At 72.7% G+C, this 22268-nt stretch carries 20 protein-coding genes; 13 read left to right on the top strand and 7 right to left on the bottom strand.

Translation table 11 applies throughout. The features are described 5' to 3' along the window. Nucleotides 1-1170, bottom strand: a complete 1170-nt coding sequence (locus tag AB0C78_RS09155) for a spirocyclase AveC family protein (RefSeq protein ID WP_360744071.1) — start codon at nucleotides 1168-1170, stop codon at nucleotides 1-3. Nucleotides 1171-1554: 384 nt separating this feature from the next. Between AB0C78_RS09155 and AB0C78_RS09150 the strand changes: the two genes are divergently transcribed. Both AB0C78_RS09150 and AB0C78_RS09145 read left to right on the top strand, forming a co-directional pair. Beyond that, on the top strand, nucleotides 1555-2565 hold the full coding sequence (locus AB0C78_RS09150) for a DUF523 and DUF1722 domain-containing protein (protein ID WP_360744068.1): 1011 nt from the start codon (nucleotides 1555-1557) through the stop codon (nucleotides 2563-2565). Next, nucleotides 2562-4121, top strand: coding sequence for an SDR family oxidoreductase (locus tag AB0C78_RS09145; protein WP_360744065.1), 1560 nt, complete (start codon nucleotides 2562-2564; stop codon nucleotides 4119-4121). The genes AB0C78_RS09150 and AB0C78_RS09145 overlap by 4 nt, the downstream gene beginning before the upstream one ends. Nucleotides 4122-4186: 65 nt before the next feature. Here AB0C78_RS09145 and AB0C78_RS09140 read toward each other — a convergent pair whose 3' ends face one another. From AB0C78_RS09140 to AB0C78_RS09130, 3 genes are all read right to left on the bottom strand, one after another. After that, nucleotides 4187-5092: a CoA ester lyase gene (locus tag AB0C78_RS09140; RefSeq protein WP_360744062.1), complete on the bottom strand. Its 906-nt coding sequence runs from the start codon at nucleotides 5090-5092 to the stop codon at nucleotides 4187-4189. Next, complete coding sequence (locus AB0C78_RS09135) at nucleotides 5092-6294, bottom strand: CoA transferase (protein ID WP_360744059.1); 1203 nt, start codon at nucleotides 6292-6294, stop codon at nucleotides 5092-5094. The genes AB0C78_RS09140 and AB0C78_RS09135 overlap by 1 nt, the downstream gene beginning before the upstream one ends. Nucleotides 6295-6359: 65 nt before the next feature. Next, on the bottom strand, nucleotides 6360-7319 hold the full coding sequence (locus tag AB0C78_RS09130) for a TIGR03621 family F420-dependent LLM class oxidoreductase (RefSeq protein ID WP_360744056.1): 960 nt from the start codon (nucleotides 7317-7319) through the stop codon (nucleotides 6360-6362). A 23-nt stretch (nucleotides 7320-7342) separates the two neighbouring features. On the opposite strand from AB0C78_RS09130, the gene AB0C78_RS09125 reads away from it, so the two are divergent. From AB0C78_RS09125 to AB0C78_RS09095, 7 genes are all read left to right on the top strand, one after another. Beyond that, the gene (locus AB0C78_RS09125) at nucleotides 7343-8251 is read left to right on the top strand and encodes an enoyl-CoA hydratase/isomerase family protein (protein WP_360744053.1); all 909 of its coding nucleotides are present in this window, start codon (nucleotides 7343-7345) and stop codon (nucleotides 8249-8251) included. Between the two features lie 87 nt (nucleotides 8252-8338). Continuing rightward, the gene (locus AB0C78_RS09120) at nucleotides 8339-9640 is read left to right on the top strand and encodes an aromatic ring-hydroxylating dioxygenase subunit alpha (protein ID WP_360744050.1); all 1302 of its coding nucleotides are present in this window, start codon (nucleotides 8339-8341) and stop codon (nucleotides 9638-9640) included. Next, nucleotides 9640-9981, top strand: a complete 342-nt coding sequence (locus AB0C78_RS09115) for a hypothetical protein (RefSeq protein ID WP_360744047.1) — start codon at nucleotides 9640-9642, stop codon at nucleotides 9979-9981. Before AB0C78_RS09120 ends, AB0C78_RS09115 begins: the two co-directional genes overlap by 1 nt. A 79-nt stretch (nucleotides 9982-10060) precedes the next feature. Beyond that, on the top strand, nucleotides 10061-10993 hold the full coding sequence (locus tag AB0C78_RS09110; RefSeq protein WP_360744290.1) for a PaaX family transcriptional regulator C-terminal domain-containing protein: 933 nt from the start codon (nucleotides 10061-10063) through the stop codon (nucleotides 10991-10993). Then, nucleotides 10990-11748 carry an SDR family oxidoreductase gene (locus AB0C78_RS09105; protein ID WP_360744044.1) on the top strand — a complete coding sequence of 253 codons (759 nt, stop codon included), beginning with the start codon at nucleotides 10990-10992 and terminating at the stop codon, nucleotides 11746-11748. The genes AB0C78_RS09110 and AB0C78_RS09105 overlap by 4 nt, the downstream gene beginning before the upstream one ends. Before the next feature lie 65 nt (nucleotides 11749-11813). Further along, nucleotides 11814-13082 (top strand): CoA transferase, encoded by a 1269-nt coding sequence (locus AB0C78_RS09100; RefSeq protein WP_360744041.1) that lies wholly within the window; start codon nucleotides 11814-11816, stop codon nucleotides 13080-13082. 4 nt (nucleotides 13083-13086) lie between these two features. After that, nucleotides 13087-14493: an amidohydrolase family protein gene (locus AB0C78_RS09095; protein ID WP_360744038.1), complete on the top strand. Its 1407-nt coding sequence runs from the start codon at nucleotides 13087-13089 to the stop codon at nucleotides 14491-14493. Here AB0C78_RS09095 and AB0C78_RS09090 read toward each other — a convergent pair. Together AB0C78_RS09090 and AB0C78_RS09085 are read right to left on the bottom strand one after the other, a co-directional pair. Then, on the bottom strand, nucleotides 14490-15026 hold the full coding sequence (locus tag AB0C78_RS09090) for a DoxX family protein (protein WP_360744035.1): 537 nt from the start codon (nucleotides 15024-15026) through the stop codon (nucleotides 14490-14492). The genes AB0C78_RS09095 and AB0C78_RS09090 overlap by 4 nt on opposite strands. A gap of 87 nt (nucleotides 15027-15113) precedes the next feature. Then, the gene (locus AB0C78_RS09085; protein ID WP_360744032.1) at nucleotides 15114-16610 is read right to left on the bottom strand and encodes an aldehyde dehydrogenase family protein; all 1497 of its coding nucleotides are present in this window, start codon (nucleotides 16608-16610) and stop codon (nucleotides 15114-15116) included. A 230-nt stretch (nucleotides 16611-16840) separates the two neighbouring features. On the opposite strand from AB0C78_RS09085, the gene AB0C78_RS09080 reads away from it, so the two are divergent. Next, nucleotides 16841-18199 carry a cytochrome P450 gene (locus tag AB0C78_RS09080; protein ID WP_360744029.1) on the top strand — a complete coding sequence of 453 codons (1359 nt, stop codon included), beginning with the start codon at nucleotides 16841-16843 and terminating at the stop codon, nucleotides 18197-18199. Between the two features lie 74 nt (nucleotides 18200-18273). Here the strand turns inward: AB0C78_RS09080 and AB0C78_RS09075 are convergent, their stop codons facing one another. Continuing rightward, on the bottom strand, nucleotides 18274-19734 hold the full coding sequence (locus AB0C78_RS09075; RefSeq protein WP_360744026.1) for an aldehyde dehydrogenase family protein: 1461 nt from the start codon (nucleotides 19732-19734) through the stop codon (nucleotides 18274-18276). Between the two features lie 146 nt (nucleotides 19735-19880). Here AB0C78_RS09075 and AB0C78_RS09070 point away from each other — a divergent pair, with 146 nt between their 5' ends. From AB0C78_RS09070 to AB0C78_RS09060, 3 genes are all read left to right on the top strand, one after another. Then, a complete protein-coding gene (locus tag AB0C78_RS09070; protein ID WP_360744023.1) occupies nucleotides 19881-20651 on the top strand; it encodes an SDR family NAD(P)-dependent oxidoreductase in 771 nt (256 codons plus the stop codon). A 106-nt stretch (nucleotides 20652-20757) separates the two neighbouring features. Next, entirely contained in the window at nucleotides 20758-22044 is a 1287-nt protein-coding gene (locus AB0C78_RS09065; RefSeq protein ID WP_360744020.1) for a cytochrome P450, read from the top strand. Then, nucleotides 22041-22229 (top strand): ferredoxin, encoded by a 189-nt coding sequence (locus AB0C78_RS09060; RefSeq protein ID WP_360744017.1) that lies wholly within the window; start codon nucleotides 22041-22043, stop codon nucleotides 22227-22229. Before AB0C78_RS09065 ends, AB0C78_RS09060 begins: the two co-directional genes overlap by 4 nt. The last annotated feature ends 39 nt before the right edge of the window (nucleotides 22230-22268 follow it).

Raw genomic sequence — 22268 nt, 5'->3', positions numbered from 1 at the left:
TCAATGCCCCTTGTCGAAGGGAACGATCGTCGGGAGCTTTCTTTCCTTCGGCGGCACGACCTTGCCGTCCGGGCCGATGGTCGCGGAGCCGTCGCGCGTCGTCGGCAGGGCGGGGTCGGGGCACAGCCGGCCCGTCCCGTCGCCGCAGATCCCCGACATGAAGTACGAGCGCTTCTGGATGTCCGTCGGCCAGGAATCGGCGTGCATGGCGAACCATTGCACCGGGACGTTGTAGAACACGAAGAAGAACGCGCTGCACGCCGCGAATATCGCCAGGAAGCGCGTGAACTGCTGTCCCGTCGGGCCGCCCCGGACGCGGTCCAGTCCGCGCTCCACGAACGTCCGGCCGCGATCGTCGGTGAAGTAGCGCAGCGCGCACAGGCCCGCCTGGACGCCGCCCCACATGAGGCCTTCGTAGATCGGCCATTGGTAGTAGTGACCGGCATTGATGCTCAGGGACCTGATCGCGCCGGGATAGGTGAACAGCCCCATCGGCATGAGGAACAGGCCCTCCATGACGAGGTCGAAGAAAAACGACCACGCCACCAGGACACCGATCAGCCCGACGTTGCTGATCCCCGGCCACCGCGCCTTGACCCGGCGCATCACCCAGCAGCCGAGAATGGTGCACAGCAGCACCCCGTAGGAGTAGCCCGGCGCGTTCATCAGCAGCGGCTCGGCCAGCATGTGGCCCGGTTCGCCGAACGACTGCCAGCCCGGGATGTCCTGCGTCCACGAGCCCATGTTCCAGAGCCAGCTGTTGTAGGTGCACCACGTGTTGAAGTAGTCCAGGAGCGGATCCTGGAAGAACAGCAGGCCGCAGGACACCAGCAGCATCCCGTCGAGCGTGATCCGCCGCTCCCGCCGCCAGGGCCTGACGATGAAGAAGTACACGCCGACCGGCAGGCCGAGCAGCGTCACGCCCGTCCAGGTGACGAGGACCGCCTTCATCAGCGCCGGCGGATCGCTCGGCCCGGTGGGCACCCGTTCGAAATGGGATCCGGTGATCCACCGGATCCACACGTAGAGCTGGAAGACCAGGATCGCGCCGCCGATGACGGCCCAGATCCGCACGGGCTTCGACGGGGCCTGGACCTGCGCGCCGAGCGAGGCCGTGTCGAGGGATTCGGTGATGGCGGGCGCGTTCGTCTTCTCCGGCTGTCCGCTCACGAGACTCTCCTTCTGAGTCGCCGCAGTCCGCCGGACGGGAGCGGGCACCGCCGCTCCACCGTTCGGCATCCTGCCGACCACAAAGATACTCATGAGAATCTTTTAGGGGAAGTGGTATCCGACGGTGATCCCGGGGAGGGCGGTCCCCCGGAGCCCGAGAGTGAGGGCGTCCAGCAGGAAGCGGACGCGGTTGGGCGCGGCGAACGGGCCGCTCCCGCGTGCCTGTTCTTCGTTGCCCGTGGGTTTGCCGGTGGATGGTCCGCCGCGGCGGCGCGACCGGCTATGAATGGATCTCGGAGCGACTACGGGGATCGCGATGACCTGGCCGAACGGCTCCCGCCACGGCACGCGCCGCCGCCGAGCGCGAAGGAGGCGAGAGCTGCCATGCCGTCACCGACGCACGCGACCGGGCAGGACGAGCGGAGCCTCTGGTGGGACGGGGCGCGGCCGCGGCTGGCGGTGTCGAGCTGCTTGCTGGGCGCACCCGTCCGCTACAACGCCGCGCACAGCAGGGACCGGTTCCTCACCGGGTCGCTGTCGCGTCACGTCGACTGGGTGCCGGTCTGCCCGGAGATGGAGATCGGCCTCGGCGCGCCGCGCCCCGCGATGCGGCTGCGCACCGACGGGCACCTCGTCACCAGGGACGGCGGCCACGATCACACCGAGGCGATGGCCGCGCTCGCCGAACACCGGCTCCCCGGCCTCGAGGACATCGACGGGTACGTACTGAAGTCCCGCTCGCCCAGCTGCGGGCTGTTCAAGCTGCCGCGCCACGCGTCCGGGCGTCCCGGCGAGCGCACGGACGGCCAGCCGGTCGACCGCGAGGGCCGCGGCGTCTTCGCCGCCCTGCTGCTGGAGGCCTATCCGGACCTGCCCGTGGAGGAGAGCGGCCGGCTCAACGACCCGGTGCTGCGCGAGCACTTCGTGGAGCGGCTGTTCGCCCAGGCCCGACTCCGTGCCCTCTTCGCCGCCGCCTGGCGGCCCCGCGACCTCGTCGCCTTCCACAGCCGGCACAAGATGCAGCTGCTCGCCCACACGCCGGACGGCTACCGCGAAACGGGGCGGATCGTCGCCCGCGCGGGCGAACTCCAGGAAGAGGACCTGGAACGCGGCTACCGCCGCGCGTTCACCGCCGCCCTCGCCGTCCGCGCCGGACGCGGCCGCCACACCAACGCCCTGCAGCACGTGCTCGGCTTCATCAGTGAAAGCCTCGACCCGACGCGCCGTCACGACATCCTCGCCGCGATCGACTCCTACCGGGAGGGGCGGGCGCCGCTGAGCGTCCCCGTCGCGCTGCTGCGCCACCACGCCGAAGGCGAGAATCTCGACTACATCGCGGGCCAGACGTACCTGGCCCCGTTCCCCGACGACCTGCTCCTCCGGCACAACCTATGACCGGCACGCCCAGGACGACACCGCCGCCCGCTGGAGCGGGCGACGCGAGCCTGTGCCTGGTGACGGGGGCCAGCGGCTACATCGGCGGCCGGCTGGTACCGGAACTGCTGGACGCCGGTTACCGCGTGCGGTGCATGGCGCGCTCCCCGCGGCGGCTGCGCGACCATCCCTGGGCGGACCGCGTGGAGATCGTCCAGGCCGACGCGACCGACCCGGAGTCGACCCGCCGGGCCCTGGAGGGCGTGCGCGTCGCCTACTACCTGATCCACGCGATCGGCGGGGCGGGCGGGTTCGGCGAGACCGACCGCCGCTCGGCCCGCACGTTCGCCGCCGCGGCCCGCGACGCCGGCGTCGGGCGCTTGGTCTATCTCGGCGGGATGGACCCGGACGAAGACCTGTCCCCGCACCTGCGGTCCCGCGCCGAGGTCGGCCGGATCATGCTGGACGCCGGGGTGCCCGCCGTCTGGCTGCGCGCCGCCGTGATCATCGGGTCGGGCTCGGCGTCGTTCGAGATGCTGCGGTACCTGACCGAGCGGCTCCCGGTGATGGTCACCCCGCGCTGGGTGCACTCGCGCATCCAGCCGATCGCGATCCGGGACGTCCTGCACTACCTCGTGGCGTCCGCCGCGCTCCCCGCCCGGGTCAGCCGGGGGTTCGACATCGGCGGGCCGGACGTGCTGACCTACCGGGACATGATGCGGCGGTACGCCGCCGTCGCCGGACTCAGGCCGCGCCTCATCGTCCCGGTGCCGGTGCTGAGCCCGTGGTTGTCGAGCCTGTGGGTCGGGGCGATCACGCCCGTCCCGGGCCGCCTGGCGCGTCCGCTGGTGGAGTCGCTGCGCAACGAGGTGATCTGCCGCGAGCACGACATCGGCCGGTACGTCCCGCCGCCGGACGAGGGCCTCGCCGGGTTCGAGCGCGCGGTGTCCCTCGCGCTGCGCCGCGTCCGCGAGGCGGACGTCGCGACCCGCTGGTCGTCGGCGAGCGTCCCCGGCGCGCCCAGCGACCCGCTGCCCACGGACCCGGACTGGGCCGGCGGCAGCCTCTACACCGACGAGCGGTCCCGCACCGTGGACGCCCCGCCGCGGCGCCTGTGGGAGGTCATCGAGGGGATCGGCGGCGAGCGCGGCTGGTACTCCTTCCCCCTGGCCTGGCGCGCCCGCGGCGTCCTCGACCGGCTCGTGGGCGGGGTGGGCCTGCGGCGCGGCCGCCGCGACCCGCGCCGGCTCCGCATCGGGGAGGCGGTCGATTTCTGGCGCGTGGAGGAGATCGAGCCCGGACGCCTGCTGCGGCTGCGCGCCGAGATGCGCGTCCCCGGACTGGCCTGGCTGGAGTTGAGCGTGTCGGAACGCGACGGCCGCGTCCGTTACGCCCAGCGCGCCCTGTTCCATCCCCGGGGGCTGCTCGGGCACTGCTACTGGTGGGCGTTCAAACCGTTCCACGACCGCGTCTTCGGCGGGATGTGCGAAGGCATCGCCCGCGCCGCGGAACGCGACGGTGACGCGCCGCCGAGCGCGCCTGCGAAGAACCGGAACGGTCGCCGCGCGCTGCGGTGAACGCCCCGGAGCATGCCGCGCCCGGGATCGGTGGTCGGCCGCGAAGGTTGCATGCCCTCGCGGGATCACCCCGTCGGCGCCGCCCGGCGCAGGACGTTGGCGGCGTGGCGCATGTGGGCGGCGTCGACGAGGCGTCCGTCGCGGCCGATGGCGCCGGTGCCGCCTGCGGCGGCCCGCTCGTAGTCCTCCATCACCGCCCTGGCCTGCGCGACCTCCTCGGCGGTCGGACTGAAGACCTCGTGGGCGGTCGCGATCTGGCTGGGGTGGATGGCCCATTTGCCGTCGAAGCCGAGCAGGGCGGCGTGGGTGGCGGCCCTGCGGTAGCCGTCGGGGTCCTGGTAGGCGGGGTACGGCGCGTCGATGGCGTCGATGCCGGCGGTGCGGGCTGCGGTCAGGACCTGGGCGCGGGCGTGGTGCCAGAAGTCGCCGGGATAGTCGCCGAGCGGGTCGAAGTTGCCGTCGACCCGGGCGCGCAGCGAGGCGGACAGGTCCCCGGCGCCGAAGATGACCGCTTCGAGGCGGTCGCCGGCGCGGGCGATCTCGACGGCGTTGGCCAGCCCTTCGGCCTCCTCGATGAGCACTTCGATGCCGATCCGCCGCGCCAGCCCGAGCTTGTCCTCCAGCTGGGTGAGCAGGACGTCGAGCCACCACACGTCGCGGGCGGTGCGCGCCTTCGGCAGGATGATCACGTCGAGCGCGTCGCGCGCCCCGGTGACGACCTCGATGACGTCGTCGTGGCACCAGGGGGTGTCCAGGCCGTTGACGCGGACGGCGCGCACGGTGCGTCCCCAGTCCAGCCCGGTCAGCGCGGCGACGGCGACGCCGCGCGCCCGCTCCTTGGCCGCCGGGGCGCAGGCGTCCTCCAGGTCGAGGAAGACCAGGTCCGCGCCCGACCGGGCCGCCTTCTGGCACATGTGCTCGTCGCTGGCCGGCGTCGCCAGTTCCGACCTGCGGGCTCTCGGCTCGGGCATCAGATCACTCCTTCTTCACGCAGGTCCGCGATCTCGGCGGGGTCGAGGCCGAGCAGGTCGCGGTAGACGTGGTCGTTGTCGGCGCCGAGCCGGCGGCCGAGGTGGTCGATGCGTCCCGGGGTGGCGCTGAGCCTCGGCACCGGGGCCTGGACGGTCATGCGGCCGAGGTCGGGGTCGTCCACGGCCCGGAAGGTGCCGCGGGCGCGCAGGTGCGCGTCGGCCAGCAGCGCGGGCGCGTCGTAGACGGGTGCCGCGGTCACCTCGGCTTCCTCGAACACGGTCATGGCCTGGTCGAGAGTGTGGCGTGCGATCCAGTCGGCGACCAGCTCGTCCACTTCGACGGCTCGTTCCTGCCGCCGGACGGGGTCGATGTAGTCGGGGTGTTCGGCGAGGTCGGGGCGGTCGATGGCGCGGAAGACGCGCACCGCGATGCTCGGTGACGCGCTGGAGATCGCCAGCCACCGGCCGTCGCGGGTGCGGTAGGCGTTGCGCGGTGCGCTGGCGTCCAGCCGATTACCCGTCCTGGTCTTGACGGTGCCGAGCTGGTCGTAGGCGAGCGTCGCGGACTCGATGAGCCGTGCGAGCGGTTCGAGGAGGCTGACGTCCACGAGCTGGCCGTCCGCGCCGTGGACGTCGCGGTGGTAGAGCGCCATCATCACCGCGTAGGCGGCGGTGAGCCCGGCGATGCCGTCGGCCAGCATGAACGGCGGCAGCGTCGGCGGGCCGTCGGCCGGGCCGGTGACGTGCGCGAAGCCGCTCATCGCTTCGGCGAGGGTGCCGTACCCGGGCCTGTCGCTCTTGGGGCCGCCCTTGCCGTAGCCGGTGATGTGCGCGACCACCACATGCGGGTGCGCGGCATGGACCGCGTCGTAGCCGATCCCCCACCGCTCAAGGGCACTCGGCCGGTTGCCGACCACGAGCACGTCGCTGACGTCGAGCAGCCGGTGCAGCAGCCGCTGACCTGCGGGAACGCGCAGATCGAGCGTGACGCACTTCTTGTTGCGGCTGATGCTCTTCCAGACCAGGCCGATGCCGTCCTTGCGGTCGCCCCAGGTGCGCATCGGGTCACCGGTGCCCGGCGGCTCGATCTTGATGACCTCGGCGCCGAACTCCCCCAGCGTCGTGGCCACCGTCGGCCCCGCGGCGAGGGTGGCCGCCTCGACGACCCGCACGCCTTCGAGCGGTCCCCGCGGTTCGGGCATCGCACCGCTCTTCTGTTCGACCACCTTCGTGTCCTCCGTGATTGCCGGCCGGGGCGGCCGATCCGTCAGCGGCCCGCGAGCCGGGCGACGACGGGCGCGAAGCGTTCCAGTTCGCGCTGCTGGACGGTGATGTAGTTCGCGCCGTAGATGTCGCGGCGCTCCTGGAGCCGGTCGGCGACCTCGCCGAGCGAGCCGACCAGCACGTTGGGGTGGGCGGGGAGCCCGTCCGGCGGGACGCCCATGATCTTGGCGACGCGGGCGACGGCGGCGCCGGGGTCGTCGGTGACCTCGGTGAAGAACGGGGAGCTCTCGATCTCCAGGCCGGGGAGGCGCTCCCCCGCCGCGTCGCGGACGACGGCGAAGCGGTGCGCGGCTTCTTCGGCGGGTGTGCGGCCGGCGTCGTTCACCGCGTCGAACGGGACGTTGTTGATGCTGACGATGTCGGCTTCGCGGGCGGCGAGCGACAGCACGCGTTTGCGTGCGCCGCCGATCATGATCGGCGGGCGGGGCCGCTGCGCCGGCAGGGGCAGGCCCGCGTATCCGGTCGCGGTCGCGAACGGTCCCTGATGGTTCAGGGGCTCACCGCTCCAGTGGGCCTTGAGCAGTGCGACGACGTCTTCGAGCTTGTCGACGCGGCGGGCCGGGGGCGCGAAGTCGAGGCCGATCGCCCGGTACTCGCGTTCGCTCCAGCCTGCGCCGATCCCGAACTCCAGCCTGCCGTCCGACAGCAGGTCCAGGGTCGCCGCCTCCTTCGCCAGGACGGCCGGGACGTGGTAGTCGACGCAGAACACGCGGCAGCCGACCCGGAGCCGCTGCGTCACGGCGGAGGCCGTGGCCATCGCGGCGATCGGCGCGAGGTGCTGCGGCGGCAGCCGCGACTCCCGGGCCGCCGGGCCCGGCCCCAGGTAGTGGTCGGCGACGAACAGCGTGGCGTATCCGAGGTCCTCGGCCTTGCGGGCGAGATCGCGCCACTGCGCCCCCGTGGTCGCCTTGGTCGCCTGGACGGCGAACCGAAAAGGATGCATATTTAGCACCGTACGCCAAAACCATGTCGCACAACAGAGGTCCCGCGGCCGGGTACCGCGGGACGAAGGGACGGCCGATGGTCAAGCGCGCCAGGTACGAGGACTACAAGGACCGCTACCCCAACTACGGCTTCGAGCTGAGCGAGGACGGGATCCTGCTGATGCGGTGCCACACCGGCGGCGGGAGCCTGGTGTGGGACTGGAAGTCGCACGACGACATGGCCGACGCGTTCGCCGACGTCGCCGGCGACCGCGAGATCAAGGTGCTCATCCACACCGGGACCGGCGAGAACTACAACGCCGACTGGGGCCTGATGCCCGACGGCACGCTGCCCGACCCGCCGATCTACGACGCGATGCCGGGCGTCCGCGGGCTGCACAAGCTGGACGAGAAGGCCTGGTACAACCGCCAGCTCCAGCAGAACGTCCTGGAGGTGGACGTGCCGATGATCAGCGTGGTCAACGGCCCGTGCAACATCCACTCCGAGGTCCCGCTGATGGGCGACATCGTGCTGGCCTCCGAGGACGCCTACTTCCAGGACGTCTCGCACTTCCCGCGCGGCCAGGTGCCCGGCGACGGGCAGCACGTGATCTGGAGTTTCCTGGTCGGCCACAACCGGGCCCGCTACTTCCTGCTCACCGGCAAGAAGCTGTCCGCGCAGGAAGCCAAGGAGTGGGGCGCGGTCAACGAGGTCCTGCCGAAGGACCAGGTGCTCGACCGGGCGTGGGAGCTGGCTCGCGAGCTGGTGAAGCGGCCGCCGATGGTGCTGCGGTACACGCGGCAGCTGTTCACCCAGAACCTCAAGCGCGCCTACCTGGAGGAACTCGGCCACGGCCTGGCCCGCGAGACCTACGCCCAGCAGGAGTTCTTCCCCTTCGGCGGCGGCATGGAGCCGCTTGACCGCGCCTGGAACGACAAGCCGTGGTCATGATCGTCACGCCCAAAAGATGACATGACTATGTAGCTTGCGAGGAAAAGTGACTACCATCGAGCCATCGCCACAGCAGGGAGACAGCGCATGACCGAGCTGCAGCAACGCCTATCCACGGGGAGAGGCAAGTTCACTCCGGACTACCCGGATCTCGGAACCGGGCCCGTGGACTACGAGGACGCGATCTCCCCGGAGTTCTTCGCCGCCGAACGCGAGGCGGTGTTCAAGCGGTCCTGGCTGTACGTCGGCCGGTCCGAGCGGCTGCCCCGGCCGGGCACGTTCTTCACCCGCGAACTGCATGGGCTGGCCTCGATCGTCATCGCGCGGCGCCGCGACGGGAAGGTCAACGCCTTCCACAACGTGTGCGCGCACCGCGGTAACAAGGTCGTCTGGCAGGAGCACCCGCAGGAGGAGTCCAAGGGCTCGTGCCGCGAGTTCGCCTGCAAGTACCACGGCTGGCGGTACGGCCTGGACGGCCGCGTCACCCACGTCACCAACGAGGAGGAGTTCTTCGGCCTGGACAAGGACTCGCTGCGGATGCCGCCGGTGCACTGCGAGGAGTTCGCCGGGTTCATCTTCGTCAACCTCGCCGACGACCCCGTCCCGCTGCGCAGCTACCTGGGCGATCGCCTCCTGGAACTGGAGGCCTACCCGTTCCACGAGATGACCCAGCACTACGGGTTCTCCGCGCCGATCCGCGGCAACTGGAAACTCGCCGTCGACTCGGTCTGCGAGTGGTACCACCCGCCGTACGTGCACGCCCGCTTCATCGCCAAGGACATCGCCAAGGCCGAAAAGCTCGTCCCGCCGGTCGACGCCTACCACTACGACCTGTTCACCCCGCACATGCTCACCTCGGTGCCCGGCCCGCCCCCGCTCCCGCCGCGCGAGCCCGGCACCGCCGGCCCCGCCGAACGCGACCAGATCTGGGTCTACAAGCTGTTCCGCGCCGGGCTGTTCGGCCCCGACGACGTCCCCGACCTCGGCCCGCTCCCCGACTTCCTCAACAAGGGCAACATCCGCTCGTGGGGCAACGACCAGTTCTGGCTGTTCCCCAACCTGTCGGTGCAGATCTGGGCGCGCGGGTTCTACATCACGTACACCTACTGGCCCGAAGCCGTCGACAAGCACACCTACGACATCGACCTGTACTTCGTGCCGCCCAAGAACGCCCAGGAACGGCTGGCGCAGGAACTCGTCGTCGACAGCACCATCGAGTTCGCCATGCAGGACGTCAACACCATCGAAGCCACCCAGCAGGGCCTGTCGACCCGCGCCAACCAGCGGTTCCACCTGTCCGACCAGGAACTGCTCATCCGCAGGTTCCACAAGACCGTCCGCGACACCGTCGCCGCCCACCAGGCCCGCAACACCAGCAAGGAGGGCTGATGCCGACCATCGCGACCAGCCTGCCCGCGCAGTTCACCGACCTGGAGCCGTGGGTCGCCGACTGGGCACGGCCGACCCGGCAGGAACGCTACGACATGCGCCTGTCCAAGACCTTCGACGAGCTGGCCGCCTTCTACGACGCCATCGCCCCCCGCGCCGAAGAGGCCATCGAGTACCTCAACGCACTCGACCTGAACGACCTGCCCGACGACGCCACACGGCTGCTGCGGCTGCTGTACTCGATGATCCTCGTCTCCTACGCGGTCAACGTGTTCCACCAGCCGCGCATCCCCGACTCCGGCGCCGCCTTCTTCGACACGACCGCCGAACCGGCCGTGTGAACGGGGATCGGACGATGACCACCGCCGCCGCGGTTCGCGGGCGTCCGGGCGGAACCGCCGCGGATAGCCTTCCCGCGTGATGGAAGCCTACGTGGAGACCGAGGTCGACTTCCCGCGCGTGCAGGTCGGGCCGAACCCACAGCACCTGCTCCTGGGGCTGTTCACCGACTACTGGTTCGGCACCGACGCGTACCTGCCGTCCGCGGCGCTGGTCGAGCTGCTCACCGAGTTCGCCAACACGCAGGCGAGCGCCCGGGCCGCGATCGCGCGGCTCGCCCGTCGGGACCTCCTGGAGGCGACGAAGACCGGCCGGCGGACGTTCTACCGGATGACGCCGGGCGCTGCGCGCGCGCTGGAGCAGACCCAGCGGCGCGTCGTGGAGTTCCGCGCCGGGGACCGGGCATGGGACGGCTCGTGGACGACCGTCCTGTTCTCGGTCCCCGACGAGCAGCGCGACCTGCGGTACGTCATCCGGACGCGGCTGCGCTGGCTCGGTTACGCCCCCCTCTACGACAGCGTCTGGGTGTCGCCGCACGCCGACCGCGACCAGACCGTCGAGCTCCTGGAGAACCTGGGAGTGGGGCACGCGACCGTCCTGCGCGCCGAGGTGACGTACGCGGCCGGGCCCGGCGACCCGCTCGCCGCCTGGGACGTCGAGGCGATCGCCGCGCGCTACGAGGCGTTCATCGCCGAGCACGAGCCGCTGCTGCACCGCGTCGAGCACGGCCAGGTCGGGACCGCGGAGGCGCTCGTGGCCCGGACGGACGTCAAGGACGCCTGGCGGGAGCTGGTGAGCCTCGACCCGGAACTGCCGGAGAGCCTGCTGCCCCGCCCCTGGCCCGGCCGGCAGGCGCGCGGCCTGTTCGCCGGGGTCTACGACGGGCTCGGGCCGCTGGCGGAGGCGCGCGTCCGCCAGATCATCGCCCGGCACGACGCGGCACTCGCCCAGATGACGCGGCACCGCACCACCACGAGCGCGCCGCCGGACCTGACGCAAGGAAGCACACCATGACGGACAACGGAGGACGGCTCGCCGGCAAGGTCGCCGTGATCACCGGCGCGGGGTCGGGGATCGGGCGGTCCATGGCGGTCCTGTTCGCGGAGCACGGCGCGAAGGTCGTGTGCGCGGACCGCAGCGGCCGGCAGGACGAGGTCGCCGCGGAGATCGGCGACGCGGCCATCGCGGTGCACGCCGACGTGTCCGCCGCGGCCGACGTGCGGGCCATGATCGAGACGGCCGAACGCCGTTTCGGGCGTCTCGACGTGCTCTGCAACAACGCCGGCTTCGGCGGCCCCCGCAAACCCATCACCGAGCAGGACGAGAGCACCTTCGACGACGTCATCGCGGTGAACCTCAAGGGCGTCTTCCTCGGCATGAAGTACGGGATCGCCGCGATGCTGCGCACCGGCGGCGGCTCCGTCGTGAACACCGCGTCCTCCGCCGGGCTCGTCGGGTGGAAGGAGCACTCGGTGTACGCGGCGGCGAAGGGCGGCGTCGTCCAGATGACCAAGAGCGCCGCGCTCGACTATGCCGAGCAAGGCGTGCGGGTCAACGCGATCTGCCCCGGCATGACGTGGACGGGGCTCGCGGGCGCCTCGGAGGACAGGCCGGCGCCGCCGCCGGACATGCCGATGAGCGTCCAGCCGATGAACCGATGGGGGCTGCCGTCCGAGCTGGCCGCCGCCGCGCTCTTCCTCGCCGGCGACGAGTCGTCGTTCGTCACCGGCGCCGCCCTCCCCGTGGACGGAGGCTACGTGGCCCGGTGACGGCGGCCCGGCGCTATCGTCGGGATCATGCGCGGACGCAGCGGCGACGCAGGGAGCCGGCGCCGGTGAACGGCACACCACCGGACGCGGGCACGCCACCGGACACGGGCGCGGCGCCGGACGTGGACGCGGCGTCGGCGTGGGCCGGAAGCGGCGCGATGGCGCTGTCGGGCCGTCCGGACGGCCCGCCGCTGCTGCCGCCCGGACGGGCCGCGGCCGTGGCCCGGGATCTGGCCGAGCGGTTCGCCGCGTCCACGGGCGCCCCGCGCCTGGACGGGGCGCGGCTGCTGGCCGAGCGCGCCGCGTTCACCGGCCACACCCGGCGCGGACGGGTGTCGCCGGGCGGCGCGTGCCGGCTGCTCCCCACCGCGGACGGCTGGGCCGCGGTGTCCTGCGCCCGCCCCGACGACCCGGCGCTCCTCGGCGCGCTCGCCAGTACCGACGTCGGCGACGATCCGTGGCCGGCGGTCGCGTCGTGGCTCCGCGAGCACACCGGCGCCGACCTCGCCGAGCGCGCCGCGCTTCTCGGCATCGCCGCCGGACCGGTGCGCACGGCGCCGCCCGCGAGCGTCCCGGTCCCGGCGTCGCCCCGCCCGGTGAAGGACGCGCTGGTCGTCGACTTCAGCGCGCTGTGGGCGGGGCCGCTCTGCGCGCATCTGCTCGGCCTGGCCGGGGCACGCGTCGTCAAGGTCGAGACGCCCACCCGACCGGACGGGGCGCGGTACGGCGACCCCGGCTTCTACCGGCTCCTGCACGCGGGCCACAGCTCCGTCGTGCTGGACCCGGCGACCGCGGCGGGCCGCCGGGCGATGGCGGCGCTGGTGGACGCGGCGGACATCGTCATCGAGGCGTCCCGGCCGCGCGCCCTCGCCCGGTTCGGGCTGGACGCGGGCGCCGCGGTCGCCGCCGGGACGACCTGGGTCTCGATCACCGCGAACGGCCGCGCGTCCGAGCGCGTCGGCTTCGGCGACGACGTGGCCGCGGGCGCCGGGCTGGTCTGCCGCGAGCCGGACCTGTCCCCGGTGTTCTGCGGCGACGCCATCGCCGACCCGCTGACGGGGCTCACCGCGGCCGTGCTCGCGGCCACCGCGCCGCCGGGACGCGGCGTCCTCTGGGACGTGTCGATGACCGGCGTCGTCGCGGCGACCCTCGATCCGGGGCCGCCGGTCCCCAGCGCGCCGGCGGTCCGCCGCGCGGGCGGGTGGGTCGTCGAGACCGGTGCCGGTGCCGTCCCGGTCGCCGTCCCGGTTCGCCGCGAACCGAAGGGCGACGCGCCGGCCACTGGTGCCGACACGGCGGACGTCCTGCGGCGGCTCGGGATTCCCGTCCCATGAGGCCATGGACGCGGCCGTGAGCGGGCTGCTGTTCCGCGACGCCGAGATCGGCGGGCGCGGGCGCACGCATGTCCGCGTCGTGGGCGAGCGGATCGCCGACGTCGGCCCGCATCTCACTCCGGCGGGTTCGGAGGAGGTGGTCGAGTGCCGCGGCGGCGCGCTGCTTCCGGGGCTGTGGGATCACCACCTGCATCTGCACGCCTTGTGGGCGTGGAGGCGGTCCGTCCTGTGCGGGCCTCCGCAGGTCGAGGGACGGGACGCGCTGGCGGCGGCACTGCGCGCCGCGCCGCCCGATGAGAACGGGTGGGTGCGCGGCGTCGGCTACGCCGAGAGCGTCGCCGGGGACCTGGACGCGGCGCGCCTCGACGCGCTGCGCTCCGACGTGCCCGTCCGGGTCCAGCACCGCAGCGGCGCGCTGTGGATGCTCAACTCCGCCGCCGCGCGCGACGCGGGCCTGGCCGAGGGGCGTCACCCAGGCATCGAGCGCGGCCCCGCCGGCGTCCCGACCGGACGGCTGTGGCGCGCCGACGACTGGCTCCGCACCCGCCTGCCCGCCGGACCGCCCGCCGATCTGAGCGCCGTCGGAGCCGAGCTGGCGCGGTACGGGATCACCGGCGTCACCGACGCCACGCCCGATCTCACCACTGACGCGATCGCCGCGTTCGAGGAGGGGGCGGTTCCCCAGCGCGTGCATCTGCTCGGCATGCCCCTGGACGCCCCGGCCCCCCGCCGTCCGGAGGTGACCACCGGCCCCTACAAGATCGTCCTTGCCGACTCGGGTCTTCCCTCGCTCGACGACCTGACCGGCCGCATCGCGAGCGCCCACGCGTACGGGCGGGCCGTGGCCGTGCACTGCGTCACCCGCGAAGCGCTGCTGCTCCTCCTCGCGGCGCTCGGCGCGACCGGCGTCCGCGACGGCGACCGCGTCGAGCACGCCGCGCTCGTCCCGGCGGAGACCGTCGGCGAGCTGGCCCGGCTCGGGCTGCGCGTCGTCACGCAGCCCGGCTTCATCGCCGACCGGGGCGACGACTACCTGCGCGACGTCCCGGCGAGCGACCACGGCGACCTGTACCGCTGCCGCCGGCTGGCCGACGCGGGCGTCCCGGTCGCGCTGTCGAGCGACGCGCCCTACGGGCCGCTCGACCCGTGGGCGGTCATCCGCGCCGCCGTGAAGCGCCGCACCCGGTCCGGGGCGGTGGTGGCCGGCGGCGAGGCGATCACGGCCCGCGCCGCCCTCCGCTCTTACCTGACGCCGCCCGGCGATCCCGGCGGGCGCGCCCGGGGTGTCCGCCCGGGGGCCGCGGCCGACCTGGTCCTGCTCCACGTCCCGCTCGCCGAGGCACTGCGCGGCCCGGACGCGACGGCCGTCCGGAGCACCGTCATCGCCGGCCGGCGGAACGGGGCGTCCTAGCCGCCCTGTTCCTCCGCCTGCCGAGAGGGACGCCAGAACGCGGCCAGCAGCAGGGCGGCGCCGACGCCCCCGGCGAGGGCGGTGACGGCGAGGCCCGTCCACCCGGAGAGGTCGCCGTCGATCCCGGCGGCGCGGTCGAGGGAGACGGCGCCGCCGCCGAGGGCGCCGATCCCGCACGCCACCATGATGATCATGACGACGTACTCGTAGCCCTGTCCCGGCCGGAAGATGAAGAAGCCGTTGCGCAGGTGGGCCGTGATGAGCGCGACCCCCATCGTGCCGACCGCCCCGGCGGCGGCGAGCGGGGTGAGGAGCCCGAGCAGCAGCAGGACGCCGGCGCCGAACTCCGTGCCGGTCGCCATCAGCGCGTGCAGCCGGCCCGGGCGCAGCCCCATGGACTCGAACCAGCCCGCCGTGCCCTCGATCCTGCCGCCGCCGAACGCGTGGTTCCAGCCGTGCGCGATCAGGGTGCCGCCGACCGACACCCGCAGCACGAGCGAGGCGATGTCGGCGGCGGCCGCGTCTGCTGCCATGCGGGGGATTCCTTTCGTCGGCGCCGCCGCGGAGGGGGCGGTCGGCGCTGGGCGGGGTGATGCGTTCGCTCAGGGGACGCCTCGTGCTCAGGGGACGACGGTCGCGAACGCCTTGCGCTCCAGGAACTCGTCCAGGCCGGCCACGCCCATCTCGCGGCCGATCCCCGACTGCTTGAAGCCGCCGAAGGGGACGTCCGGCGCGAAGTAGTTGCCGCCGTTGATGCTGAGCGTTCCGGTGCGGATCCGCCGGGCCACGGCGATGGCGCGCGCCTCGCTGGCGCTGTGCACCGCTCCCGAGAGGCCGTAGGCGGAGTTGTTGGCGATGCGGACGGCGTCGTCCTCGTCGTCGTAGGGGATGACGGCGAGGACGGGCCCGAAGACCTCCTCCTGCGCGATCTCGCTGTCCGGATCCACGCCGCTCAGCAGCGTCGGGGTGTAGAAGAACCCGGGATCGACCTTCTCGCCGCCGGTCACCAGCTTCGCGCCTCCCTCCACGGCACGCCGCACCATCCCGTCCACCTTCTCCCGCTGCCGCTCGCTGATCAACGGCCCCATGTAGGTGTTCGCGTCGCGCGGGTCCCCGTAGCGGACCCCGGCGAGCTGGGCGGCGACCCGCTCCACCATCGCGTCGTGCTGCCCGCGCTGCACCAGCAGCCGGGAGGTGATCGCGCATCCCTGGCCGGCGTGCGAGCAGATGGTGAAGGCCGCCGCCATCGCGGTCAGGTCGAGGTCGGCGTCGTCGAGCACGACCATCGCGGACTTGCCGCCGAGTTCGAGGAAGACCCGCTTCACGGTGCCGCTCGCCGCCGCCATGATCTTGCGGCCGGTCGCGGTGGACCCGGTGAAGGTGACGACGTCCACGTCCGGGTGGGTGGTCAGGACCTCGCCGGTGGCAGCCCCCGCGGAGGTGAGGACGTTGACGACACCGGCCGGGATGTCGGTGCGCTCGGCGATCAGCTCGGCCAGCGCCAGCGTCACCAGCGGCGTGTCCGGCGCGCCCTTCAGCACGACCGTGCACCCGGCGGCCAGCGCGGGCGCCAGCTTGGCCAGGGCGAGCTGGTTGGGGTAGTTGTACGCGGTGATCGCGGCGACGACGCCCGCCGCCTCCTTCTCCACCCAGCGGCGGTTCCGCCGCCCCCTGACCTCGTTCTCGCCGAGGTCCTCGGTGAAGGAGTGCTCGCGCAGCAGTCCCGCGTAGTAGCGGACGATCTCCAGCGGCTCGTCCAGGCCGGCGCCGTGGGTCACGATGCGGGGCGACCCGGTGTCGGCGATCGTCAGCTCCCGCAGCTCCTCCTTGTGCTCGACCAGCGCGTCGTAGAGCTGCTCGAGGCAGCGGACACGGAGATCGACGTCGGTGGGCCAGGCGGTGGTGTCGAAGGCGCGGCGGGCCGCGGCGACGGCGGCCTCGGCGTCGGCGGGCGCGGCGTCGGGGGCGTGCCCGATGACCTTCCCGGTGGCCGGGTTGAGCGACGGGTACGTCCGCTCCGCCTCCACCAGCCGCCCGCCGATCAGCAGGCGCCTCGTCCCGTCCGCGTGGGCGGCGGATCCCGCCGCCACCGGTCCCGCGTCGCGCTGGGTTCCCATGCCGTCTCCTCCACGTCGAAAACATCATTCTCTCTGAGAGAGAACGCCTACTTCAACCCTTCGCGGCCAGGCGCCCTGCGGGCGGCCCCGCCGCCGGCGGAGGCCGCCGCACGCCCGTGACCGCCGACGTCCGGATCTACCGGGCATCCCCGGATGAGAGTATTGTTCTCGAAACTGAAAAGTAAGTTCTACCAACTGGGATCGCCCGCCGCCTCAGAGAGGACGACGTCGTGAGCGTGGACGACGAGGCCCGCAAGAAGAACCGCTACGAGTTCGACCGGCACACCCCGGAGTACCGCCGGCAGTTCACCTCGATCACCCGTGAGATGCAGGAGAAGTGCCCGATCGCCTGGTCGGACACCTACGATGGGCACTGGGTGGCCGCCGGCGCCGCGGAGGTGTTCGAACTCGCCCGGTCCGCCGACAAGCTGTCGAACGACCACGACGTGAAGGGCGAGCGCCGCGGCTACAAGGGCATCACCATCCCCGCGCCGAACCCGGCACCGCCGGTCCGCGGCGGCTTCCTGGAGATGGACCCGCCCGAGCAGCGCCACTACCGGCAGGCGCTGAACCCCTACCTCTCCCCCGCCGCCGTGAGCCGCTGGATCCCGTTCGTCGACGAGGTGGTGCGCGCCTGCCTGGACGAGCGGTCCGAGAGCGGCACCATCGACTTCGTCGACGACCTGGCCAACATCGTGCCCGCCGTCCTCACCCTGGCGATGCTCGGCGTGCCGGTGAAGAGGTGGGAGCTGTACAGCGAGCCGACGCACGCCGCCGTCTACACGCCGCCGAACTCGCCGGAGATGGCCCGGGTCCGCGAGCAGCAGACCGCCTGCTTCTCCGACCTGTTCCGCGAGATGGGCGCCATCCGGGAGAACCCGCGCCCCGGCATGATCGACGCGCTGCTGCGCGCCGAGATCAACGGCGGGAAGCCGGACGACCTGGAGCTGCTCGGCGTCCTCGCGCTGGTCATCGGCGGCGGCTTCGACACGACGACCGCGCTGACCGCGCACGCGCTGGAATGGCTGTCGGAGCACCCGGACGAGCGGGAGCGGCTGTCGCGCGAGCGCGACACCCTGCTGGACCCGGCCACCGAGGAGTTCCTGCGCTACTTCACCCCCGCCCCGGGGGACGCCCGCACGTTCTCCGAGGACTGCGAGATCGCCGGCACGCGCTTCAAGGAGGGCGAGCGCGTCTGGCTGTCCTGGGCCATGGCCAACCGGGACCCGTCGGTGTTCGCCGACCCCGACCGGATCGACCTCGAGCGCTCCGGCAACCGGCACCACGCGTTCGGCCTCGGCATCCACCGGTGCATCGGCTCGAACGTCGCGCGCACCGTGTTCAAGCGCATGGTCGCCCAGGTGCTGGACCGCATGCCCGGCTACCGCTGCGACCCGGAGGGCACCGTCCACTACGAGACCATCGGCGTCATCCAGGGCATGCGCCACCTGCCCGCGACGTTCGAGCCGCACCCGCCGCTCGGCCCCGGCCTCGACGAGACCCTCGACATCCTGCAGAAGGCCTGCGACGAGCAGCGCCTCGCCGAGCCCGTCACGCGGCGCAAGGCCGCCGCGAAGATCACCCGCTGAGCGGACCGGAAAGCGGACGGGCCCGGTCGGGAGACCGGGCCCGTCCGCTCGTGACGGCGGTGTCGTGGCGGGCTCTAGGCGGGTGCCACCATCCCGAACGTCTTGATCTCCAGGAAGTCCTCCAGGCCGGAGACGCCCTTCTCGCGGCCGATGCCCGACTGCTTGAAGCCGCCGAACGGCGTGTCGGAGAAGAAGTAGTTGCCGCCGTTCACGCTGTAGGTGCCGGTGCGGATGCGCCGCGCGATCGCGAGGCACCGCTCGTCGTCGGCGCCGTACACCGCCCCAGAGAGACCGTAGGCGGAGTTGTTGGCGATGCGGACGGCGTCGTCCTCGCCGTCGTAGGGGATGACCGCGAGAACGGGCCCGAAGACCTCCTCCTGGGCGATCTCGCTGTCGGGATCCACACCGCTCAGCAAGGTCGGGGTGTAGAAGAACCCGGGATCGACCTTCTCGCCGCCGGTCACCAGCTTGGCGCCCTCGTCCACGGCGCGCCGCACCATCCCGTCCACCTTCTCCCGCTGCCGCTCGCTGATCAGCGGCCCCATGTAGGTCTTCGGGTCGCGCGGGTCGCCGTACGCGACCTTGCCGAGGTAGCGCGCGACCCGCTCGACGACCTCGTCGTGCCGGGCGCGCGGCACCAGCAGGCGCGAGTTCAGCGCGCAGGCCTGGCCCGCGTGCAGGCAGATGCCGAACGCGGCGTTCATGGACACGGCGCGCAGGTCGGCGTCGTCCAGCATGATCAACGCGGACTTGCCGCCCAGCTCCAGCCGGACCCGCTTGATCGTGCCGGCGGCCGCGGACAGGATGCCGCGGCCGGTCGCCGACGAGCCCGTGAAGCTGACGACGTCCACCTCGGGGTGCGTGGTGAGCGCCGCGCCGACCTCGACCCGCGACGACGTGAGGACGTTGACCACGCCGGCCGGGACGTCGGTGTGCTCGGCGAGCAGCCGGCCCAGCGCCAGCGTTACCAGCGGCGTGTCCGGCGCGCCCTTCAGCACCACCGTGCAGCCCGCCGCCAGCGCGGGCGCCAGCTTCACCAGTGCCAGCTGGACAGGGAAGTTGTACGGGGTGATCGCGGCGACGACCCCGGCGGCCTCCTTCTCCACCCAGCGGTGGTGCCGCTGCCCCTGGTACTCGGCGTAGCCGAGGTCCTCGGTCAGCGGATGGTCGCGCAGCAGGGCCGCGTAGTAGCGGACGAGGTCGAGGGGCTCGTCGAGCTGGGCGCCGTGCGTCAGCATGCGCGGCGCGCCCGCCTCGGCGATGAGCAGGTCGCGCAGCTCCTCCCGGTGCTCGACGAGGGCGCGGTGGAACTGCTCCAGGCACCGGACGCGCAGGTCCCGGTCGGTGGCCCAGCCCGTCTCGTCGAACGCCCTGCGGGCCGCCGCCACGGCGCGCCCGGCGTCGGCGACCGTGGCGTCCGGGGCCTCGCCGAGGACCTCGCCGGTCGCGGGGTCGGACGAGCCGAACGTCCGCTCCGCCTCCTCGAGCCGCCCGCCGATGAGCAGCCGGGCCGCTCCGCCGTCCCGGATCGGCATCCCGTTCCCCTCTCCCTGTGGAAATATCATTCTCATCAGACGGTATCTTATGTACCGTCTAGAGAGAAGCTGGTAATACTCCAGCGCCGGCGGCACCCCGCGCCGGCGCACGCGGCACGGGCGAGAAAGGCACGAGTGAAGCAGCGATGAGCGAGGAGAACACGAGCGCGCGGCGCACGGCGGTCGTCACCGGCGGCGGCTCGGGCATCGGGCGGGCCATCGTCCACCGGCTGGCCGAGGACGGCTTCGCCACGGCGGTCCTGGACCTCGACTCCGACGCCGCCGAGCTGGTCGCCGGGGAGGTGCGGGAGAAGGGCCACGAGGCGTCCGCCTTCGGGGGCGTGGACGTGTCGGACCGCGCGCAGGTGGACGCGGCCGTCCGGCGGATCCGCGACGCGCACGGCCCGGTGAGCGTGCTCGTCAACAACGCGGGACTGACCGGCTTCAAGAAGTTCCTGCACATCACCGACGAGGTCTGGGACCGGATCATCGCGGTGAACCTCAACGGGCCCTTCTACTGCGCGCAGGCGGTCGTGCCGGACATGGTCGCCGCCGGCTGGGGCCGGATCGTGAACATCTCCTCCTCCAGCGCGCAGTCGGGGCAGCAGTTCATGACGCACTACGTCGCCTCGAAGGCCGGCCTCATCGGCTTCACCAAGGCGCTCGCGCTGGAGCTCGGGCCGGAGGGGATCACCGTGAACACGATCCCGCCCGGCTTCGTCGACACCCCGATGCTCCGCGCGTCGGAGGAGAAGGGGCTGCTCGGCGGCACCGTCGACCAGCACGCCGGCCGCACGCCGGTGGGGCGCCCAGGGCGCCCCGAGGACATCGCCGCCGCGTGCGCCTTCCTGGTGTCGGAGGAGGCGGGCTACATCACCGGCCAGGTGATCGGCGTCAACGGCGGCCGCAACACCTGAACGGACGCGGCCCGCCGCGGGCGGGCCGGCGGGCAGGACTTGATAACATCCTTCTCAGCACTGAGAATCGCGCTGTCAAGGTGGCATGAGGAAAGGACGCCGGTCAGTGAAGGATCTCGAGGCCCTCGACTTCTTCCGCGACGACGCGCTCGTCGCGGACCCCTATCCGTACTTCGAGGCCCTGCGCGGCAAATGCCCCGTCCAGCGCGAGCCGCACCACGGCGTGATGATGGTGACGGGGTACGACGAGGCGCTCCAGGTGTACAACGACACCGACACGTTCTCCTCGTGCGTCTCGGTGACCGGCCCCTTCCCGGGGTTCCCCGTCCCGCTGGAGGGCGACGACGTCAGCGAGCTGATCGAGCGGCACCGCGACGAGCTGCCGCTGAGCGACCAGCTGCCCACGCTCGACCCGCCCCTGCACACCGCGCACCGCGCGCTGCTCATGCGGCTGATCACGCCGAAGCGCCTCAAGGAGAACGAGGCGTCCATGTGGCGGCTCGCCGACCGCGTGCTCGACGACTTCCTCGCCGGCGGCGAGGGCGACGCGATCGACGACTTCGCGGGCCCGTTCACCCTGCTGGTCATCGCCGACCTGCTCGGCATGCCCGAGCAGGACCGCGACGAGTTCGCCCGGACGCTGCGGAGCACGTCCGGCGGCGGCATCGGCGGCACCGGCGAGGAGACCCTCGCGCACAGCCCGCTGGAGTTCCTGTACGAGCGCTTCGTCCCCTACATCGAGGACCGCCGCCGCGAACCCCGCGACGACGTGCTCACCGGCCTGGCCACCGCGACGTTCCCCGACGGGTCGGTGCCCGACGTCGAGGACGTGGTCCGGGTCGCCGCGAACGTCTTCGCGGCCGGCCAGGAGACCACTGTCCGGCTGCTCGGCGCGGCGCTCAAGCAGATCGCCGAGGACCCCGCCCTCCAGCGGACGCTGCGCTCCGAGCGGGACCGCATCTCCAACTTCGTCGAGGAGACGCTCCGGGTCGAGAGCCCGATCAAGGGCGACTTCCGGCTGGCCCGCGTGCCGACCACGGTCGGCGGGGTCGACATCCCCGCGGGCACGATCCTCATGCTGGTGAACGCGGCCGCGAACCGGGACCCGCGCCACTTCGACGACCCGGCGGCGTTCGACCCCGCTCGCAAGAACGCCCGCCGGCACATCGCGTTCGGGCGCGGCGCCCACACCTGCCCCGGCGCGCCCCTCGCCCGCGCCGAGGCGCGCGTGGGCATCGAGCGGCTCCTCGACCGGACGGGCGACATCCGCATCTCCGAGCGCTGGCACGGCCCGGCGGGCGACCGCCGCTTCCGGTACGTCCCGACCCACATCCTGCGGGGCCTGACGCACCTGACCCTGGAGTTCACCCCGGCCGGGGACGAGGCCCGATGAAGATCACGATCGACGAGGACCGCTGCCGCGGGCACGGGATCTGCTGCACGCTCTGCCCCGAGGTCTTCGACCTCAACGACGACGGGTTCTCCGAGGTGCTGACGCCGGAGGTGCCGGCCGAGCACCAGGCGACGGTGCGCGTCGCCATCGCGCAATGCCCCGAGAGGGCGATCGCCGAAGCATGACGCGCCGGGCCGGGCGGCCCGCACGGGACCGCCCGGCCC

Source organism: Actinomadura sp. NPDC048394 (assembly GCF_040651755.1).
In the GTDB taxonomy this organism is placed as follows: domain Bacteria; phylum Actinomycetota; class Actinomycetes; order Streptosporangiales; family Streptosporangiaceae; genus Spirillospora; species Spirillospora montaniterrae.
The sequence above is the reverse complement of the archived record's forward strand: the minus strand, read 5'-3'. Positions and strand labels throughout refer to the sequence as shown.

Excerpts from the sequence above, each read along its gene's own strand:
- AB0C78_RS09150 (WP_360744068.1), top strand. The coding sequence starts at position 1,555 with ATGCCGTCACCGACGCACGCGACCGGGCAGGACGAGCGGAGCCTCTGG.
- AB0C78_RS09145 (WP_360744065.1), top strand. The coding sequence starts at position 2,562 with ATGACCGGCACGCCCAGGACGACACCGCCGCCCGCTGGAGCGGGCGAC.
- AB0C78_RS09140 (WP_360744062.1), bottom strand. The coding sequence starts at position 5,092 with ATGCCCGAGCCGAGAGCCCGCAGGTCGGAACTGGCGACGCCGGCCAGC.
- AB0C78_RS09135 (WP_360744059.1), bottom strand. The coding sequence starts at position 6,294 with ATGCCCGAACCGCGGGGACCGCTCGAAGGCGTGCGGGTCGTCGAGGCG.
- AB0C78_RS09130 (WP_360744056.1), bottom strand. The coding sequence starts at position 7,319 with ATGCATCCTTTTCGGTTCGCCGTCCAGGCGACCAAGGCGACCACGGGG.
- AB0C78_RS09125 (WP_360744053.1), top strand. The coding sequence starts at position 7,343 with ATGTCGCACAACAGAGGTCCCGCGGCCGGGTACCGCGGGACGAAGGGA.
- AB0C78_RS09120 (WP_360744050.1), top strand. The coding sequence starts at position 8,339 with ATGACCGAGCTGCAGCAACGCCTATCCACGGGGAGAGGCAAGTTCACT.
- AB0C78_RS09115 (WP_360744047.1), top strand. The coding sequence starts at position 9,640 with ATGCCGACCATCGCGACCAGCCTGCCCGCGCAGTTCACCGACCTGGAG.
- AB0C78_RS09110 (WP_360744290.1), top strand. The coding sequence starts at position 10,061 with ATGGAAGCCTACGTGGAGACCGAGGTCGACTTCCCGCGCGTGCAGGTC.
- AB0C78_RS09105 (WP_360744044.1), top strand. The coding sequence starts at position 10,990 with ATGACGGACAACGGAGGACGGCTCGCCGGCAAGGTCGCCGTGATCACC.
- AB0C78_RS09095 (WP_360744038.1), top strand. The coding sequence starts at position 13,087 with ATGGACGCGGCCGTGAGCGGGCTGCTGTTCCGCGACGCCGAGATCGGC.
- AB0C78_RS09090 (WP_360744035.1), bottom strand. The coding sequence starts at position 15,026 with ATGGCAGCAGACGCGGCCGCCGCCGACATCGCCTCGCTCGTGCTGCGG.
- AB0C78_RS09085 (WP_360744032.1), bottom strand. The coding sequence starts at position 16,610 with ATGGGAACCCAGCGCGACGCGGGACCGGTGGCGGCGGGATCCGCCGCC.
- AB0C78_RS09075 (WP_360744026.1), bottom strand. The coding sequence starts at position 19,734 with ATGCCGATCCGGGACGGCGGAGCGGCCCGGCTGCTCATCGGCGGGCGG.
- AB0C78_RS09070 (WP_360744023.1), top strand. The coding sequence starts at position 19,881 with ATGAGCGAGGAGAACACGAGCGCGCGGCGCACGGCGGTCGTCACCGGC.
- AB0C78_RS09060 (WP_360744017.1), top strand. The coding sequence starts at position 22,041 with ATGAAGATCACGATCGACGAGGACCGCTGCCGCGGGCACGGGATCTGC.